This window comes from Flagellimonas chongwuensis, assembly GCF_013376415.1.
In the GTDB taxonomy this organism is placed as follows: Bacteria; Bacteroidota; Bacteroidia; order Flavobacteriales; family Flavobacteriaceae; genus Flagellimonas; species Flagellimonas chongwuensis.
In genome coordinates, this window is record NZ_WYET01000007.1 from 1 (window position 1) to 15,090 (window position 15,090).

The following is a 15,090-nucleotide window of genomic DNA, read 5'->3' on the forward strand; positions in this document are numbered from 1 at the left end:
GGGTCATCAATGTTGACGGAATCGAAACTTCCCATGGCTATATTGACCTTGTTCCTCTCTTTTGTTCTTTCTGATTTATGACTATAATTTAATCAGAATCAAACTTAAGATGGCTATAAGTAATTGCTTGTTCTCGCCTACTTCTGAAAATCTTCACGGATTTTCAGTTTAGTATGTACTTGCTAAGTTAAGCGCTAAACGACTCACTACTCATGACCGAAACCGTTCTCGGTCATTTAAAATTACTATCAACAAAAACCAAAAGAATCATTATGAATGCACAATTTGAAGCAGGAATTAACATAGCAATAAAGATTCCCAAAAGTAAATATGAGAAAACGGTTGCCTTTTACAGAGATATCTTAAAGTTGGATGTGGAAGAAAGACCAATTACCAATCCAACTGTATCAAAAACCCATGAAGTGAAATTTGGAAATAATGTAATTTGGTTAGACTGTGTGGATAATTATACACATTCGGAAACTTGGTTACAACTTACAGTACCGAATGTAGAACAAGCCACAAGCTATTTAAAATCGAAAGGAGTAGAAACCTGTGATGAACTTGAAGAGCTTCCAGAAGATATGCACTGGATTCAAGACCCGGCAGGAACAGTTTTCAATCTGCAAAAGAGATAAAAATAACGGTTTAACCAAAAACAAAATCATATCAGCGACCGCTATGCGGAATGTTTATTAACCAAACAAGAATGTAAAAAATGAAAATTACGCGAATTTGGCACGGAATAACCAATTCGGAATATGCCGATGAATATTTAAAGTACGTGGAAGAAACTGGGCTTTCCGATTATAGGAACGTGGACGGAAATTTATCTGCAAAAATATTGAGGCGAATAGATAGAGATAAGTGTCACTTTCTGACTGTAACCGAATGGGACTCATATGAAAGTATAAAAAAATTTGCCGGAGATGATTTCGAAAAAGCAAGGTATTACGAGGAGGACAAAAAATATCTTTTAGAGTTTGAGGAGAAGGTAGCTCACTATGAAACTTTTGAATATTAAGAAACAGTACACTCAACAATATATAACCTCAAATACGGAGCATTGAACTATGATCCAAACCACTCGGATTTGCTACCGCCCCTTCTAATGTAACAACTTCAGGTTTGCTTCGTCTTAAAGCAAACCGTCAATTCATTTAGAAGAAGTAAAATGAAATCTATTTACATTACCTGTACCCTAGTATTGTTTTTTAGCAACCTAATGGCTCAAAAAACAGAACCATCCCATAAAGAGATTGAACAAGAAGTCAACACGTGGTTGGAAGAGACAAAAGTACCCGGAATAGCCATTGCACAAATTGAGAATGGTAAAGTGGTCCAAACCGTTCTCAAGGGAGTGGACGCCCAGGGCAATGAGATTACATCTTCCACCATTTTTGATGTGGCATCGCTAACCAAGACAATCACCACTTTAGCGGTTTTAAAACTTGCAGAGCAGAAGCAAATGGATTTAGATGAACCCTTATACAAATTTTGGATTGACCCGGATATCCAAAATGATGTAAGACATCAAAAGTTGACTCCACGAACTATTCTAAGCCACAGAAGTGGGTTCAAAAACTGGAGGTACATGTATGAAGACGAAAAATTATCCTTTGACTTTGAACCCGGAGAGAAATTCCAGTATTCTGGAGAAGGGTTTGAATACTTGCGAAGAGCCTTGGAACATAAATTTGAGACCTCATTTGAAGAGCTGGTAGACACGCTTGTTTTTAAACCCATCGGAATGGAAAACAGCACTTTAGTCTGGAATAAAAAAATGGAAAACCTTGATTTTGCAGGCTCTCACAACAACGAAGGCCAAGCTTATGATTATGAAAAATCATATAAAGCCAATGCAGCAGATAATTTACTGACTGATTTGTCGGATTTTATCAAACTGACAAAATCATTGCTTAACGAATCTTACCTTAACGGTTCTCTGTTTGAAGAAATGGGACGACCCCACTCAAAAGTTCGGGAAGGTATTGATTTTGGGTTGGGGTGGATTGTATTTCAAGACCTACCTAATGATGAATATGCCCTATTCAATGCAGGCAGTGATCAAGGGGTGAACTCCTTAGTGGTTATTCTACCAAAATCAAATAGGGGTTTAATAGTTATGACCAATGGGGATAACGGAAGAGGGCTTGCCATGAAAGCAATTTCTGTATTTCTTGAAGATTCAGGCAATCAAATCTTAGAACGTTTTTAAAAATTAAATCACGTTATCCTTATAAATTTGCGTCTCCTAACACTCACGCCACACTGGCTATAATTCATTACTTCCCTCCTGCCTTAAACTAAATTCCCTACTTTTAAGACAACAAATACGTGAAGAAATATGAATAGAATAGCGGTCAAAGTTTCTGTTAAAGCTAACATTGACAAAGTTTGGAATTATTGGACAGCTCCGGAGCATATTAAGAACTGGAATTTTGCAACGGACGAATGGTGTTGTCCAAAAGTTGAGAACAATCTTCGACCGAATGAAAAATTTTCGTGGCGAATGGAAGCTAAAGATGGTAGTATGGGATTTGATTTTGAGGGAACATATAACCAAATCGTTGAAAAAGAATTGATTTCATATAAGATGTCGGACGGACGAAAAGTTGACATTGAATTCACTCAAAACGGAAATGAAATTCAAGTCAGTGAAACCTTTGATACAGAGGGAACGAATTCTGACGAACAGCAGCGTGCAGGCTGGCAAGCTATACTAGGGAATTTTAAAAAATACGTTGAATCCGAATAAGAAATGTAAATATAATTCATTGCCCTTCCTGCCCTCAATTAAACAACAATACTAATTTTGTACTGCAGCCAAGGCCCACCAGCCACCATGTTATCACAACCAGGTCCGTTGGAAGACCATTGTATGCAACCCTAAGAATCCGCGATCAAAATAATGAACGAGCATCCTTTAAGAAAACAAATAGAAGAAATTGTAAAACTGAACGATACAGAATTTGACTTTGTACTGGAGCATTTTCAAAAAAAATCGTTCAAAAAACATCAAATAGTTTTGCACGAGGGCGACTATGCCCATTTTGAGTTTTTCGTGGTTAAAGGATTAATGAGGGTTTCAAGACTTGACTTTGATGGAAAGGAACATATCTTACAATTTGGAATGGAAAATTGGTGGATTACGGATGCCGAAGCATTTCACCACAAAACCAAATCGACACTGATCGTTGACTGCCTTGAAGATACCGAAACACTTTCACTTACGTTGGAGAACAAAGAAAAATTGAGCAGCGAACTCCCCAAAATGCGAGACTTTTTCCTCAAAAAAACGACCAATGGCTACATTGCCCTTCAAAAACGAATCCTCTGCTTTTTAAGCAGTAACGCCAACGACCGGTACCATAACCTCATTACTTTATATCCAGGTTTGATTCAGAGGGTTCCTAAAGCAATGATAGCTTCCTACCTTGGCGTTACCCGAGAAACATTGAGCCGCCTCTCGAAAACCGAAGCGTAGAATGTGACATTTCTCACACCAAATCTTTGACAAATGTCCTGTTGGGCCTGCCATACCCATCGGAACTTTGTCGTATGAAAAATAACAGTGCATTAGCTGCAGAACAGAGCCGAATGCCCATTGCCATTTGGGCGTTGACACTGAGTGTCTTTGCCATCGGAACCACCGAGGTGGTTATGATCGGCCTCTTGCCCACCATTGCCAAAGAATTTTCAATAAGTGTAGCCTCGGCAGGTTGGCTGGTAACTTCCTATGCCATTGGTGTAGCAATAGGCGGACCTATTGTTACCGTGTTTACCAATCAAGTGGACCGCAAAAAATTACTTTTTTCCATAGTACTGCTCTTTGTGGTCAGTAATGGTTTAGCCTCCGTTTCATTCAATTTTATCCTTTTGGTTATTGCAAGAGTTATGTCGGGCGTTGCACATGGAGTATTTATGGGCATTGGAGCGAATATTGCCAGTAGTATGGTTTCCAAAGAAAAAAGAGCTTCAGCAATTGCGGTTATGTTCACAGGCTTAACCGTTGGTATGGTAACCGGTGTTCCTTTGGGAACATACATTGGTCAGCAATTTGGATGGCGATATACCTTTGGTGGAATCGCCGCCATAGGATTTATTTGTTTGTTGGCAAACCAGCTTTGGTTACCAAATGGTATGAAACAGAGCGATCCCATTCGGCTTAAAGACCAATTTAAGGTCTTGGGAAACAAGTCAATGCTACTGGGTTTTTCCATCACACTATTCTCGTTTGCGGCAATTTTTGGAACATTTACCTATTTATCACCTTTATTGGGAACCATTTCAGGGTTTTCGGAAAATCAAATTACCCTAATATTGTTACTTTATGGGATTGCCGTAGCATTTGGAAACCTTCTGGGTGGAAAGTTCTCCAATAAAAACCCGGCCCAAAAACTCCTTCTCTTGTTCACAATACTATTGATTACGTTTGGAGTGATGTTTACCTTATTGCCTTATAAAATTCCTGCTCTCCTTTTGGTCGCAGCAATGGGTTTTATTGGCTTTGCAACCGTTCCCGGGATGCAGTTGTATCTCATCCAACTTTCAGAAAAATATCTACCGGGCACCGAAGACGTTTCTTCAGTCTTGAATATTTCCGCCTTCAATATTGGTATCGCATTGGGTTCTGCCATTGGTGGAACGCTCATCTCAACCGCATTGGGATTATCCTCAATCACATTGATGAGTGCGACCTTCTTGGTAATCGCTATCATAATGACCATCATCAGTATAAAAAGAGAAAAATAATTTTAATATAAAAACAGATAAAATGGAATACAGAAATTTAGGAAAATCAGGCTTAAAAGTACCTGTGTTGAGCCTTGGAACAGGCACTTTTGGCGGAACCAATGAATTTTTCCAACGTTGGGGGCAAACTGATGTAAGCGAAGCCACACGGCTTACTGACATTTGCCTTGAAAGGGGTGTTAATTTTTTTGACACAGCAAATGTCTATTCAATAGGTGATTCGGAAATTGTTTTGGGAAAAGCGTTAAAAGGAAAAAGGGAGAAAAGCATCATTTCTACCAAAGCCACATTCCAAATGGGAGAACATCCCAACGAAAGAGGGTCGTCAAGATTCCACTTGATGAATGCGCTCGAGGACAGCTTAAGACGATTGGATACCGATTATATCGATTTGTATCTAATGCACGGTTTTGACCAAAATACACCAATTGAAGAAACCTTACGCACACTTGATAATATGATAAAAAGTGGCAAGGTACGATATATCGGCTGTTCAAATTTTGCTTCTTGGCAGCTGATGAAATCATTATCAATTTCGGAAAAGCTCAATTTGGAAAAATATATTGTTTATCAAGGCTACTATTCTCTAATTGGTCGTGATTACGAACAGGAACTGATGCCTCTTTTGGAAGACCAAAAAATGGGGCTGATGGTTTGGAGTCCTTTGGGTTGGGGACGATTGACGGGAAAAATAAAAAGAGGAATGGAAATGAAGGGCGGTAGAATAAAATCGGGCGGAGATATTGGCGCACCACCGGTCGAAAACGAATTTCTTCTGAATGTGGTAGATGTTTTGGAAAAAATCAGTAACGAAATTGGAAAATCCATTCCACAGATCGCCATTAACTGGTTACTTCAAAACAAAACGGTTTCCAATATCGTCATCGGGGCGAGAAATGAAAAACAACTGCTCTCGAACATCGATTCTGTTGGATGGAGCCTCTCCAAAGAACACCTAGACCTACTCAACAACATTTCAGAGCAAACACCAATTTATCCACATTGGGTCGGAGAGAGGTAAAAAAGTGACGTTTAGCTTTAAGCCATAGGAACAAATCCTTCTCTTTGGCTTTTTCATATCTTTAAAACCTAAATATTTGCGTGTAAAATCAGCTACGACCAATACGTGATAGGGTTACCCATGATTATGAAAAAAAAGAGAATACCACTAACATTCCTTATTCTGCTCACAATAACAATAAACGGATCGGCTCAAGAAACAACGTTCTTCAATGCTGACGGATTCTTTTCAATAGGAACACAATCAAACCGAACCGCATCAATAACCTTATTTGACATTGACAAAGATGGGGATTTGGATGCACTCGTTGCAAATGGTAGACATTGGGCAGAACAGAATTATATTTATTACAATGATGGTAAAGGAGGCTTTAAAGTAGCTCAACCCATCGGAAAATTTCTTGATGCTTCCTATGCCATCAAAAGTGCCGACTTCAACAATGATGGGTTTATGGACATTGCTGTCGCCAATGACAACATTCCCAATAAAATTTATTTTGGTTCGCCCAATCAAAACTTTGATCATGCAACCTCTTTTGGTTCAATATCGGCTTCGAGAAATCTTGAAATAGTAGATATTGACAATGATGGAGATTTTGACTTAATCCTATCGAATCGAAAAGCTGAAAACGAAATTTGCTTAAATGATGGAAAGGGAAATTTTGAAAATACAATCGCTTTCGGGAATAAATCCGACCAGACAATACAAACTAAAGCGGTTGACATTAATAAAGATGGCTTTTTGGACTTGATAACAGCGGAAAGACAGAGCAAAAATCGAGTTTATATAAATGACGGGAAACAGAATTTTATAAAAATCATAGCATTTGGCAATGAAGAGGATCAAACTCGTTCAATCGATATTGGGGATTTTGATAAAGATGGATTCTTGGATATTGTAACTGGAAACTTAGGTTCTAAGAACAGTATTTACTTCGGTGATGAAAGCTTGGCTTTCAATCGCGTTTTTGATTTTAAATCAGAACGTAATACTTCCTCGATTAAGATATCTGATTTAAATCAAGATGGATATTTGGACATCATTGAGGGAAACTCGGAAGAAAGAAACTATGTTTATTTAGGACAAAAAAATGGAACGTTTAAAGAAATTGGTTTGAGGGAAGATTTAATGGACGATACCTATAACATAGAAACAGGGGATTTGAACGGCGATGGTTTTCCAGACATTGTAGAATCGAATTCCGGAACTTGGAACTTATACTATAGAACACTAAAAAAATAGCTTTGGGCACAATGTTTAGAAAAAAAATAAAGAACAGAACGGTACTGAAATGAAAAAAATAGGATTGGTTGGTGGGATGAGTTGGACTTCCACGTTGGACTATTATAAATATATAAACCAAAGCATCAACGAAAAATTAGGAGGACTAAACTCTGCTGAATGCATACTATATTCCCTGAATTTTTCTGATATACAAGATAGAGGATGGACAAATTCTTACGATTTGATCCTTAATGCTTGCAAGAGTTTAAAATCAAACAATGTAGATTTTATTGTGCTATGTGCCAATACGGCTCATTTGTTTGCTGACGAAATCCAATCAACACTCGGAATTCCAATTGTTCATATAGCATCTGCCACAGCAGAAGAAATACGACGACATAAACTACTAAAGGTTGGATTATTAGGTACAAAATTTACAATGGAAATGGATTTTTACCGAAATAAACTGAGGGAATATCATATTGAAGCTATAGTTCCATCAGAAAAAAAGGATATTGAAGATATACAGGATATTGTAAAAAATGAACTTGGAAAAGGAATTATAAGTAAAACATCCAAACAAAAATTTGTGCGGTATACCAATGAATTGAGAGAAAGAGGAGCTGAAGGACTTATTTTGGGATGCACAGAGATACCTATGCTAATCGGACAAACCGATTTTGAATTCCCTGTATTCGACACAACAAAAATCCACGTTGAACGCATTGTAAATTTTGCACTGGATAAGTAAAAGCCTCTGCGCTGAAAACATGGGTTATCATCCATTGCAACTTTCTTGTTAACTTTAATCCAACAACTTATGAGGACCTGAACCTCCGCGAAAAGCCCAAACCGATAGTATGACAAAAATTGTATCGACCCCCAATTGTGGAAATTCCCCAAAAATGGAGTTTTTAAAAAATTTCAATATTGCATTTGCCAAAGGGGATGTAGCGTTTCTTGAAAAGAGCGTAACGGAGGATATTGTTTGGAACATAATTGGAGATAAAAAAATTGAAGGTCAACAACAGTTTATCTTTGAACTGGAAAAAATGAAAGAAGAGAAAACTTCTGAATTAATTCTTCATCAAGTAATGTCCCACGGTAAAGAAGGGGCCGTAAATGGAATTATTACCACAGAGAACAACCAAAAATATGCCTTCTCAGATTTTTATGTCTTCAAAGGGGCCAAAGGCGCCAAAATAAAATCCATAACTTCATACGTAATACAGGTTTAATTATACCACCATGCTTATGAAAGAAGAAATCCAAGCATATAACAATGGGCTAAATCCTTCGGAAAAAGATATTTGCGACCTACTCCAAGCCACTATTGACCGTGAACTTCCCCATACCGAAAATAAAATTTGGCACGGCCATCCCGTCTGGTTCTTGGAGGGGAACCCTATAGCGGGTTATAGCAAACAGAAAAAAGGAATACGTTTAATGTTTTGGAGCGGGGCTGACTTTAACGAAGATGAATTGTCTGTTCGGGGGAAAAAATTCAAGGATGCCTCCATTTTCTATAATGATGCTGCAGAAGTCAATACTGAAGACCTTAAACGTTGGTTATCGAAATCCGAGGAAGTACAATGGGATTACAAAAATATTGTGAAACGAAAAGGAAAATTGGAAAGACTTAAGTAATATGAAAACAACACCGGAACATGATCAGCGAGTGGCAAAACTGACTTTTGCATCGGTATATCCGCACTATGTTACCAAGGTCGTAAAGAAAGGAAGAACCGTAGAAGAGCTCGACGAAGTAATAACATGGTTAACTGGTTTTGACAAGAAAAAAATGGAAGAACTGATTGCTGAAAAGGCCACATTTGAAACCTTTTTTAATTTAGCGGAATTGAACCCTAATGCAGAACTGATAAAAGGTGTGATTTGCGGCTATCGCATTGAGGAAATTGAAAACCCCATCACTAGGCAAGTTAGATATTTGGATAAATTGGTAGATGAGCTCGCCAAGGGTAAAAAGATGGAAAAAATTCTTAGGACAGGTAATTAATTGACGCATAGATTCTACAGCAAAACCAAAAAAGAGCAAAGCCGAATCCTGATTTGGATTCTTCTGTTGGCCCTGTTTGTCATAATTCTATCCTGTTGGTTGGCTTGGGTTTCCCAATTTTATTTTTTTGGTATTATCGTCATTTTGGGAGTGCTCACGCTGGTAGCTCCTTTCATTGATGTCCCGTCCATGAAAAAAAGCGGTAAACTTCGTTATCATTCATTATTGATGCTCTCGGAAAAACCTAAAGACGGTGTTATCAAAATTCATGGAGGCACATTGTTCGACTATGTCTTTGTAATAGATAAAAAAATGAACGGGAATCAGCGGAGAACCTTTATTATTCAGCAATATGTTGAGGGATTGCTTAATCTTATTAACAACACTGACATGGGGTCAACTACCAAGCTGCAGGGAACAAGCTATATCATCAATAAAAGAACAGCACAGCGAGTAGGTTTCGAAGTAGTGCCTACAGACTACATCCAAAAATTTATTTTCACTTACAATTATTTAAATGTACTGGTCACCTACTCCATTGCTAAAGGAAGACTATCGTTCCCCAAAATAAACAGGACCATAACGTTCGAGGCAAACCTTAAAGATATTGGGCAAAAAAAAGATTTTTTAGTTACCTTGAATAAAAAGTTGAAAAGTGAAACAGGGTTCTGAGCAATCCCAAAAACACTTAAATATAAGCCTATTTAATCCTTGGAAAAATCCTATCAACAATACCTCGAAGACTACCTCCAATCATTTGTAAACTTATCCTCCGAAGAACTAACGCTCTTTCGCTCACAACTGTCTATAAAGGAGTATGCGAAAAAGGATTTCTTTTTTGAGAGCGGGGAAATTCAAATAAAAATGGGGTTCGTTTGCAAGGGATTGTTAAGGCGATACTACATTAACGAAAAAGGAAAGACCATTACCACAGGGTTTGTGAAAGAAAATGAATATGCCACTGACTATCCGGCCTTTATACAGCAACGTCCCAGTAAATATTATATGGAATGTCTGGAACCCTGCATTATAATAGAACTTGCCTATGATGATATCCAAGTGGGGTATACCAACTTCAAAAGCCACGAAAGGTATGGGCGGCTTATTGCCGAAAAGGTGCTGACAATTCAAACGGACCGAGTGGAAAGCTTCCTTTTTGATACTGCTGAACAGCGCTATTTAAACTTTATAAAAGACAACCCTGGGTTGATCAACCGCATAAGCCTAACGCATTTGTCTTCCTATTTGGGTATTGAAAGACAATCCTTGAGCAGAATACGAAGTAAAATCGCAAAAAAATAAGATTGTCACATATGTGTCAGGTAGCACCAAATATTGGTCTGCATCTTTGTTGCATCAAACAAAACAAAATTAATAATCATGCTGAAGACACCATCTAACACATTAACTATATTCTTTTTCCTTTTGGTAACCATTTCCACTTTAGGTCAAAATACCACTAAAAATATCCATACGGAAATTCAACAACATACCGAACAGATTTTTGATAGTTTGGTCAAAATAAGAAGGGACCTGCACATGTACCCTGAAGTAGGTGGAGAGGAAAAAAGAACATCGACAAAAATAGCCGCATACTTAACGGAACTTGGACTGGAGGTAAAAACAGGAATTGGCGGTTATGGCGTTGTTGGCATATTAAAAGGCGTAAAACCTGGTAAAAAGATTGCCTGGCGGGCCGATATTGATGCAATGCCATCCAAAGCTCCCGACGTAGTTGACTTTCCATCAAAACATGAAGGAGTAAGGCACATTTGTGGTCACGATGTACACACTGCGGTAGCTCTTGGCATTGCAAATACTTTGGTACAGCAAAAAGAGGATTTAGAGGGAACAATATATTTTGTATTTCAGCCATCCGAAGAGAACATAAAAGGGGCTCTGGCAATGATGGACGATGGCTTGTTCGATATGATTCAGCCCGAGGAAATGTACGCCATGCACGTTACGCCATTCCCCGCAGGCACTATTGCCGCTAAACCTGAAGAAATGTTTTCAGATTACAAAAAAGTGGACCTTTTTTTTAAGAAAGGTAATAATAAGGATGCGTTGTACGAATTTGCAAAACAGGCAATCCTATCCCTTGAAAATGTCTCTCCCGAAAGCAAATTCTGGAACATGCAGAACATGGGCGACCCAGAAATAGGAATCGCTGGAACAAAGTCTATTTACAAAAATTATACTACGGTAGACAAAAATAATTTTTCAATTAAGGAAGCCAATAATGGTGTAAAAATCAGTGGTTTTATAAGTTTCAGTGACAAAAAACAACGAGATGCCGCCATTCCTTCTCTAAAAAAGAAGATAGCGGATTCTGAATTTGCGGAAGATTTTAGTACCGCCGAACTTGTAAACGTCTTCCCTACCCTTGACAACAATGAAAGATTGGTCAATGAGAGTTTGGAACAATTGTCGGATATCTACGGGGAGAACAGAGTACTTCGTTTACATGGGGTTGTAGCTGACGGTCGTAGTGATGACTTTGCATTTTTTCAACCCAAAGTACCAAGTGTATACTTTTTTATGGGTGGCTCCAATTATGAAAAAGGGATTATAGCCCAAACACACTCACCGAATTTTGCCGTTGATGAGAGCTGTATCAAGACCGGTGTCAATCTTTTTTCGTCCTTGATTATTGAAAGATTGAATCCATAAACCTAAATGTTGCCTCAAATAGTGCCAGACATCTAATAATATTGTGGGTCAGCCCTCTTTTTGATAGATTTAATGTATCAACCCACTAGCTATGAAAAAGTTTACGCTGACCTTAACCGTTACAATGCTATCGATATTTAGTTGTTTTGGACAAAGTTCAGATTTCGTCGGGACTTTCGTTAATGGGTCAAATAGCATTTCAATTCAGTTTAAACGTGTTGGTGATGAGTACCATGGTTTGCTTGCTGCAGTAGGTGCCAGCTTTGCCATTAGGGCTACAGGGTCGTTCAATAAATTAAATGGTGAAATATATGGATTGGAAGGGCCCATGGGTTTCGAGGCCACATTGACCGGAACCAAGATGAAAGTCCGCGCAACTGGATATAACGGGCCATTTTATAAATATTCGGACCTACACAATCTAGGTGGTTTTGATTTGACATCTTACATGAAGGACAACAGTAAGCCTGTTAATACTATCAACACTCAATTAAATGAAATGTCACCAACTGAGATTGTAAATGACCAATATCCAGAATTGGACAATCAAGGTTTACTGAACATAATTTCTGGAAGTCAGTTAGTGTTTTATCAGCGAACCTCCAATGTAAACGATAGCATGGCCAGTTCCATTACCTATGTAAATTTTTGTGACAATGGCACTTTTTCCATGAACATGGATGGTTCATTCATTGTGGAAGGTGATTATGGCGGAAATTCCCAAGGAGTTTCCGGCGAAAGCAGTTCAGGAACTTGGCAACTGGTATCATACCAAGGTCAGCCCGCAATTTATCTGCAATATTATAATGGTGATACCAGCTTAAATCCTTTTAACGAAAACGAAGTCCGGCAAGGAAGATGGCAACGCGGTAACACCCAATACGCATTGCAGCGGAACAAAGTCCGCTGCAATTAAAATATATTAGAAATATTGTAGTATGGGACAATTATTCGCCCATTGCCGCAGCTACAGCTGCTGAAAGTCTTTTGTAAGTTCCGTTCTGTAAACGCTCCCTAATTGAAGAGAAAGCATCAAGCGTTTCCTCGATATCCTTCATAGTGTGGGTTGCCGTTGGAATCAAACGGAGTAAAATCAAACCTTTCGGAATTACTGGATATACCACTATAGAACAGAAAATTCCATGGTTTTCACGCAAATCCTTCACTAAGGCCATTGCTTCTGGAATACTTCCGTTCAAGTAAACTGGAGTTACACAACTGGTGGTGGTACCAATATCAAAACCTCTTTCTTTCAATCCATTTTGAAGAGCGTTTACGTTTTCCCAAAGCTTAGCTTTAAGTTCCGGCATGGTACGCAACATATCCAGTCTTTTCAATGCTCCCTTCACGTATAGCATAGGCAACGATTTGGCGAACATTTGAGACCTTAGGTTGTACTTTAAATACTCAATGATTTCTTTATCTGCTGCCACAAAAGCTCCGATACTGGCCATAGACTTGGCAAAAGTGGCCAAGTATACATCGATTTCATCCTGAACACCTTGCTCCTCTCCTGCTCCTGCTCCAGTTTTACCAAGGGTTCCAAATCCGTGGGCGTCATCTACCAACAACCTAAATTGGAACTTTTTCTTTAGGGCAACGATTTCTTTCAAAATTCCTTGCTCTCCACGCATACCGAACACACCTTCGGAAATCACCAAGATTCCACCTCCGGTTTCGTTGGCCAATTTGGTAGCACGCTCCAAGTTTTTCTCCAAACTGTCGGGGTCGTTGTGCTTAAAGGTGAAACGCTTGCCCATATGCAAACGAACACCATCTATAATACAAGCGTGGCAATCCACGTCATAAACAATAATATCATCCTTGGAGACCAAAGCGTCGATTACCGACATAAAACCTTGGTAGCCAAAATTCAATAAGTAAGCGGCATCTTTGTTGACGAATTCGGCCAATTCGTTCTGTAATTGTTCGTGTAGATCGGTGTGACCACTCATCATTCGGGCACCCATTGGGTAGGCAGCTCCATGCTCCATGGCAGCTTCCCCATCCACTTTTTTGATTTCAGGTAGATTGGCCAGGCCGAGATAGTCATTGATACTCCACGTTATCACGTCCTTACCTTGAAACTTCATTCTGTTGGAAATGGGTCCTTCCAGTTTGGGGAAAACAAAATAGCCTTCTGCTTGTGAAGCCCATTTTCCTAAAGGTCCTTTGTTCTCAATGATTCTATCGAATAAATCTCTCATCTACCTTAATATTAATTCATCTGCAAAAGTATATATTTTTACGAACCTTCCATAAAGAATTATGAACATAAAAAAACGGCAATGAAATACATTGCCGTTCTGAGGTGTTTATGTGGTACTGGTTTATTTAATATACTTGATTTCTTCTGGTACTTCGGCATTTTGGATATCGAAAAACCCTTGGTTTTCCATCCATTCGTTGCTGTATACCTTGCTCATATATCTTGATCCGTGGTCAGGGAAAACAACAACAACATTGCTATCCTCTGTAAATTCACCCTCGGTATTCAATTGATACAACGCCTGAGTGGCTGCTCCACTGGTATATCCTGCAAAAATACCTTCAGTATGGGCCAATTTACGGGCCATGTGGGCACTTTCGCCATCGGTAACCTTCACGTATCTATCAATGGCATTGAAATCGGTAGCCGCCGGAATCAAGTTCTTACCCAAACCTTCAATTCTGTAAGGATACACTTCATTGTGATCGAACTCTCCGGTCTCATGATATTTTTTCAATACAGAACCGTAAGCATCAACACCCAAAACCTTGATTTTTGGATTTTGCTCTTTAAGATAACGAGCAATACCTGAAATTGTTCCGCCTGTTCCGCTACATGCCACCAAATGGGTAATCTGACCATTGGTCTGCTCCCAAATCTCAGGTCCTGTACTGGAATAATGGGCATCTATGTTCAACTCGTTAAAATATTGGTTGATATAGATAGAATTTGGTGTTTCGCTATGCAAGCGCTTGGCCACTTCGTAATAGGAACGTGGGTCGTCTGCACTAACATGCGCTGGACAAACATATACGTTTGCTCCCATGGAACGCAACATATCTATTTTATCCGGTGATGATTTTGAACTTACGGCCAAAATACATTTGTATCCTTTAACAATACTCACCATGGCAATACTAAAACCTGTGTTGCCCGATGTTGTTTCTATAATGGTGCTACCCGGTTTAAGAATACCTTTTCGTTCGGCCTCCTCTATAATATGAATTGCGATTCTATCTTTTGAAGAGTGTCCAGGGTTAAAGCATTCCAGTTTAGCATAAAAATTTCCTGTAAGCGGGGCGGTAATTTTGTTAAGCTTGACTAAGGGGGTACTTCCAATTAAGTCTAGAATATTGCTGTGCGCATTTATCTGTTTCTTCATAACTGGTATTAGGTAGGGGAACAATTCTT

18 protein-coding genes are annotated in these 15,090 nt (G+C 38.8%); 16 read left to right on the plus strand and 2 right to left on the minus strand.

All coding sequences use genetic code 11. The features are described from left to right. The first annotated feature begins 212 nt into the window (after window positions 1-212). From GUA46_RS12830 to GUA46_RS12905, 16 genes are all read left to right on the plus strand, one after another. Window positions 213-638, plus strand: a complete 426-nt coding sequence (locus tag GUA46_RS12830) for a VOC family protein (RefSeq protein WP_229418507.1) — start codon at window positions 213-215, stop codon at window positions 636-638. 80 nt (window positions 639-718) lie between these two features. Next, on the plus strand, window positions 719-1,024 hold the full coding sequence (locus GUA46_RS12835; RefSeq protein ID WP_176620834.1) for an antibiotic biosynthesis monooxygenase: 306 nt from the start codon (window positions 719-721) through the stop codon (window positions 1,022-1,024). Window positions 1,025-1,174: 150 nt separating this feature from the next. Continuing rightward, complete coding sequence (locus GUA46_RS12840) at window positions 1,175-2,218, plus strand: serine hydrolase domain-containing protein (RefSeq protein ID WP_176620835.1); 1,044 nt, start codon at window positions 1,175-1,177, stop codon at window positions 2,216-2,218. Between the two features lie 129 nt (window positions 2,219-2,347). Then, complete coding sequence (locus GUA46_RS12845) at window positions 2,348-2,758, plus strand: SRPBCC family protein (protein WP_176620836.1); 411 nt, start codon at window positions 2,348-2,350, stop codon at window positions 2,756-2,758. Window positions 2,759-2,911: 153 nt separating this feature from the next. Continuing rightward, window positions 2,912-3,487, plus strand: coding sequence for a Crp/Fnr family transcriptional regulator (locus GUA46_RS12850; RefSeq protein ID WP_176620837.1), 576 nt, complete (start codon window positions 2,912-2,914; stop codon window positions 3,485-3,487). A 74-nt stretch (window positions 3,488-3,561) separates the two neighbouring features. Then, window positions 3,562-4,755, plus strand: a complete 1,194-nt coding sequence (locus tag GUA46_RS12855) for an MFS transporter (protein WP_176620838.1) — start codon at window positions 3,562-3,564, stop codon at window positions 4,753-4,755. A gap of 22 nt (window positions 4,756-4,777) precedes the next feature. Beyond that, the gene (locus GUA46_RS12860; RefSeq protein WP_176620839.1) at window positions 4,778-5,776 is read left to right on the plus strand and encodes an aldo/keto reductase; all 999 of its coding nucleotides are present in this window, start codon (window positions 4,778-4,780) and stop codon (window positions 5,774-5,776) included. A 126-nt stretch (window positions 5,777-5,902) separates the two neighbouring features. Beyond that, window positions 5,903-7,018 (plus strand): FG-GAP repeat domain-containing protein, encoded by a 1,116-nt coding sequence (locus GUA46_RS12865; protein ID WP_176620840.1) that lies wholly within the window; start codon window positions 5,903-5,905, stop codon window positions 7,016-7,018. A 49-nt stretch (window positions 7,019-7,067) separates the two neighbouring features. Then, complete coding sequence (locus GUA46_RS12870; RefSeq protein WP_176620841.1) at window positions 7,068-7,751, plus strand: aspartate/glutamate racemase family protein; 684 nt, start codon at window positions 7,068-7,070, stop codon at window positions 7,749-7,751. Window positions 7,752-7,860: 109 nt separating this feature from the next. Further along, on the plus strand, window positions 7,861-8,238 hold the full coding sequence (locus tag GUA46_RS12875) for a nuclear transport factor 2-like protein (protein WP_108244136.1): 378 nt from the start codon (window positions 7,861-7,863) through the stop codon (window positions 8,236-8,238). A gap of 16 nt (window positions 8,239-8,254) precedes the next feature. After that, entirely contained in the window at window positions 8,255-8,647 is a 393-nt protein-coding gene (locus tag GUA46_RS12880; RefSeq protein WP_176620842.1) for a DUF1801 domain-containing protein, read from the plus strand. Between the two features lies 1 nt (window position 8,648). After that, complete coding sequence (locus GUA46_RS12885; RefSeq protein WP_108244138.1) at window positions 8,649-9,017, plus strand: DUF2200 domain-containing protein; 369 nt, start codon at window positions 8,649-8,651, stop codon at window positions 9,015-9,017. Continuing rightward, complete coding sequence (locus GUA46_RS12890) at window positions 9,018-9,689, plus strand: hypothetical protein (RefSeq protein ID WP_176620843.1); 672 nt, start codon at window positions 9,018-9,020, stop codon at window positions 9,687-9,689. Between the two features lie 39 nt (window positions 9,690-9,728). Next, window positions 9,729-10,319, plus strand: a complete 591-nt coding sequence (locus tag GUA46_RS12895) for a Crp/Fnr family transcriptional regulator (RefSeq protein ID WP_176620844.1) — start codon at window positions 9,729-9,731, stop codon at window positions 10,317-10,319. Between the two features lie 78 nt (window positions 10,320-10,397). Beyond that, a complete protein-coding gene (locus GUA46_RS12900) occupies window positions 10,398-11,690 on the plus strand; it encodes a M20 metallopeptidase family protein (RefSeq protein ID WP_176620845.1) in 1,293 nt (430 codons plus the stop codon). 91 nt (window positions 11,691-11,781) lie between these two features. Continuing rightward, window positions 11,782-12,606, plus strand: coding sequence for a hypothetical protein (locus tag GUA46_RS12905; protein WP_176620846.1), 825 nt, complete (start codon window positions 11,782-11,784; stop codon window positions 12,604-12,606). 31 nt (window positions 12,607-12,637) lie between these two features. Here GUA46_RS12905 and GUA46_RS12910 read toward each other — a convergent pair whose 3' ends face one another. Then, complete coding sequence (locus GUA46_RS12910; RefSeq protein WP_108244143.1) at window positions 12,638-13,897, minus strand: cysteate-C-fatty acyltransferase; 1,260 nt, start codon at window positions 13,895-13,897, stop codon at window positions 12,638-12,640. Between the two features lie 123 nt (window positions 13,898-14,020). Continuing rightward, complete coding sequence (locus tag GUA46_RS12915; RefSeq protein WP_108244144.1) at window positions 14,021-15,061, minus strand: cysteate synthase; 1,041 nt, start codon at window positions 15,059-15,061, stop codon at window positions 14,021-14,023. Window positions 15,062-15,090: the final 29 nt, after the last annotated feature.

Coding starts and splice junctions, on each gene's coding strand:
- GUA46_RS12830 (WP_229418507.1), top strand. CDS start 213: ATGACCGAAACCGTTCTCGGTCATTTAAAATTACTATCAACAAAAACC.
- GUA46_RS12835 (WP_176620834.1), top strand. CDS start 719: ATGAAAATTACGCGAATTTGGCACGGAATAACCAATTCGGAATATGCC.
- GUA46_RS12840 (WP_176620835.1), top strand. CDS start 1,175: ATGAAATCTATTTACATTACCTGTACCCTAGTATTGTTTTTTAGCAAC.
- GUA46_RS12845 (WP_176620836.1), top strand. CDS start 2,348: ATGAATAGAATAGCGGTCAAAGTTTCTGTTAAAGCTAACATTGACAAA.
- GUA46_RS12850 (WP_176620837.1), top strand. CDS start 2,912: ATGAACGAGCATCCTTTAAGAAAACAAATAGAAGAAATTGTAAAACTG.
- GUA46_RS12855 (WP_176620838.1), top strand. CDS start 3,562: ATGAAAAATAACAGTGCATTAGCTGCAGAACAGAGCCGAATGCCCATT.
- GUA46_RS12860 (WP_176620839.1), top strand. CDS start 4,778: ATGGAATACAGAAATTTAGGAAAATCAGGCTTAAAAGTACCTGTGTTG.
- GUA46_RS12865 (WP_176620840.1), top strand. CDS start 5,903: ATGAAAAAAAAGAGAATACCACTAACATTCCTTATTCTGCTCACAATA.
- GUA46_RS12870 (WP_176620841.1), top strand. CDS start 7,068: ATGAAAAAAATAGGATTGGTTGGTGGGATGAGTTGGACTTCCACGTTG.
- GUA46_RS12875 (WP_108244136.1), top strand. CDS start 7,861: ATGACAAAAATTGTATCGACCCCCAATTGTGGAAATTCCCCAAAAATG.
- GUA46_RS12880 (WP_176620842.1), top strand. CDS start 8,255: ATGAAAGAAGAAATCCAAGCATATAACAATGGGCTAAATCCTTCGGAA.
- GUA46_RS12885 (WP_108244138.1), top strand. CDS start 8,649: ATGAAAACAACACCGGAACATGATCAGCGAGTGGCAAAACTGACTTTT.
- GUA46_RS12900 (WP_176620845.1), top strand. CDS start 10,398: ATGCTGAAGACACCATCTAACACATTAACTATATTCTTTTTCCTTTTG.
- GUA46_RS12905 (WP_176620846.1), top strand. CDS start 11,782: ATGAAAAAGTTTACGCTGACCTTAACCGTTACAATGCTATCGATATTT.
- GUA46_RS12910 (WP_108244143.1), bottom strand. CDS start 13,897: ATGAGAGATTTATTCGATAGAATCATTGAGAACAAAGGACCTTTAGGA.
- GUA46_RS12915 (WP_108244144.1), bottom strand. CDS start 15,061: ATGAAGAAACAGATAAATGCGCACAGCAATATTCTAGACTTAATTGGA.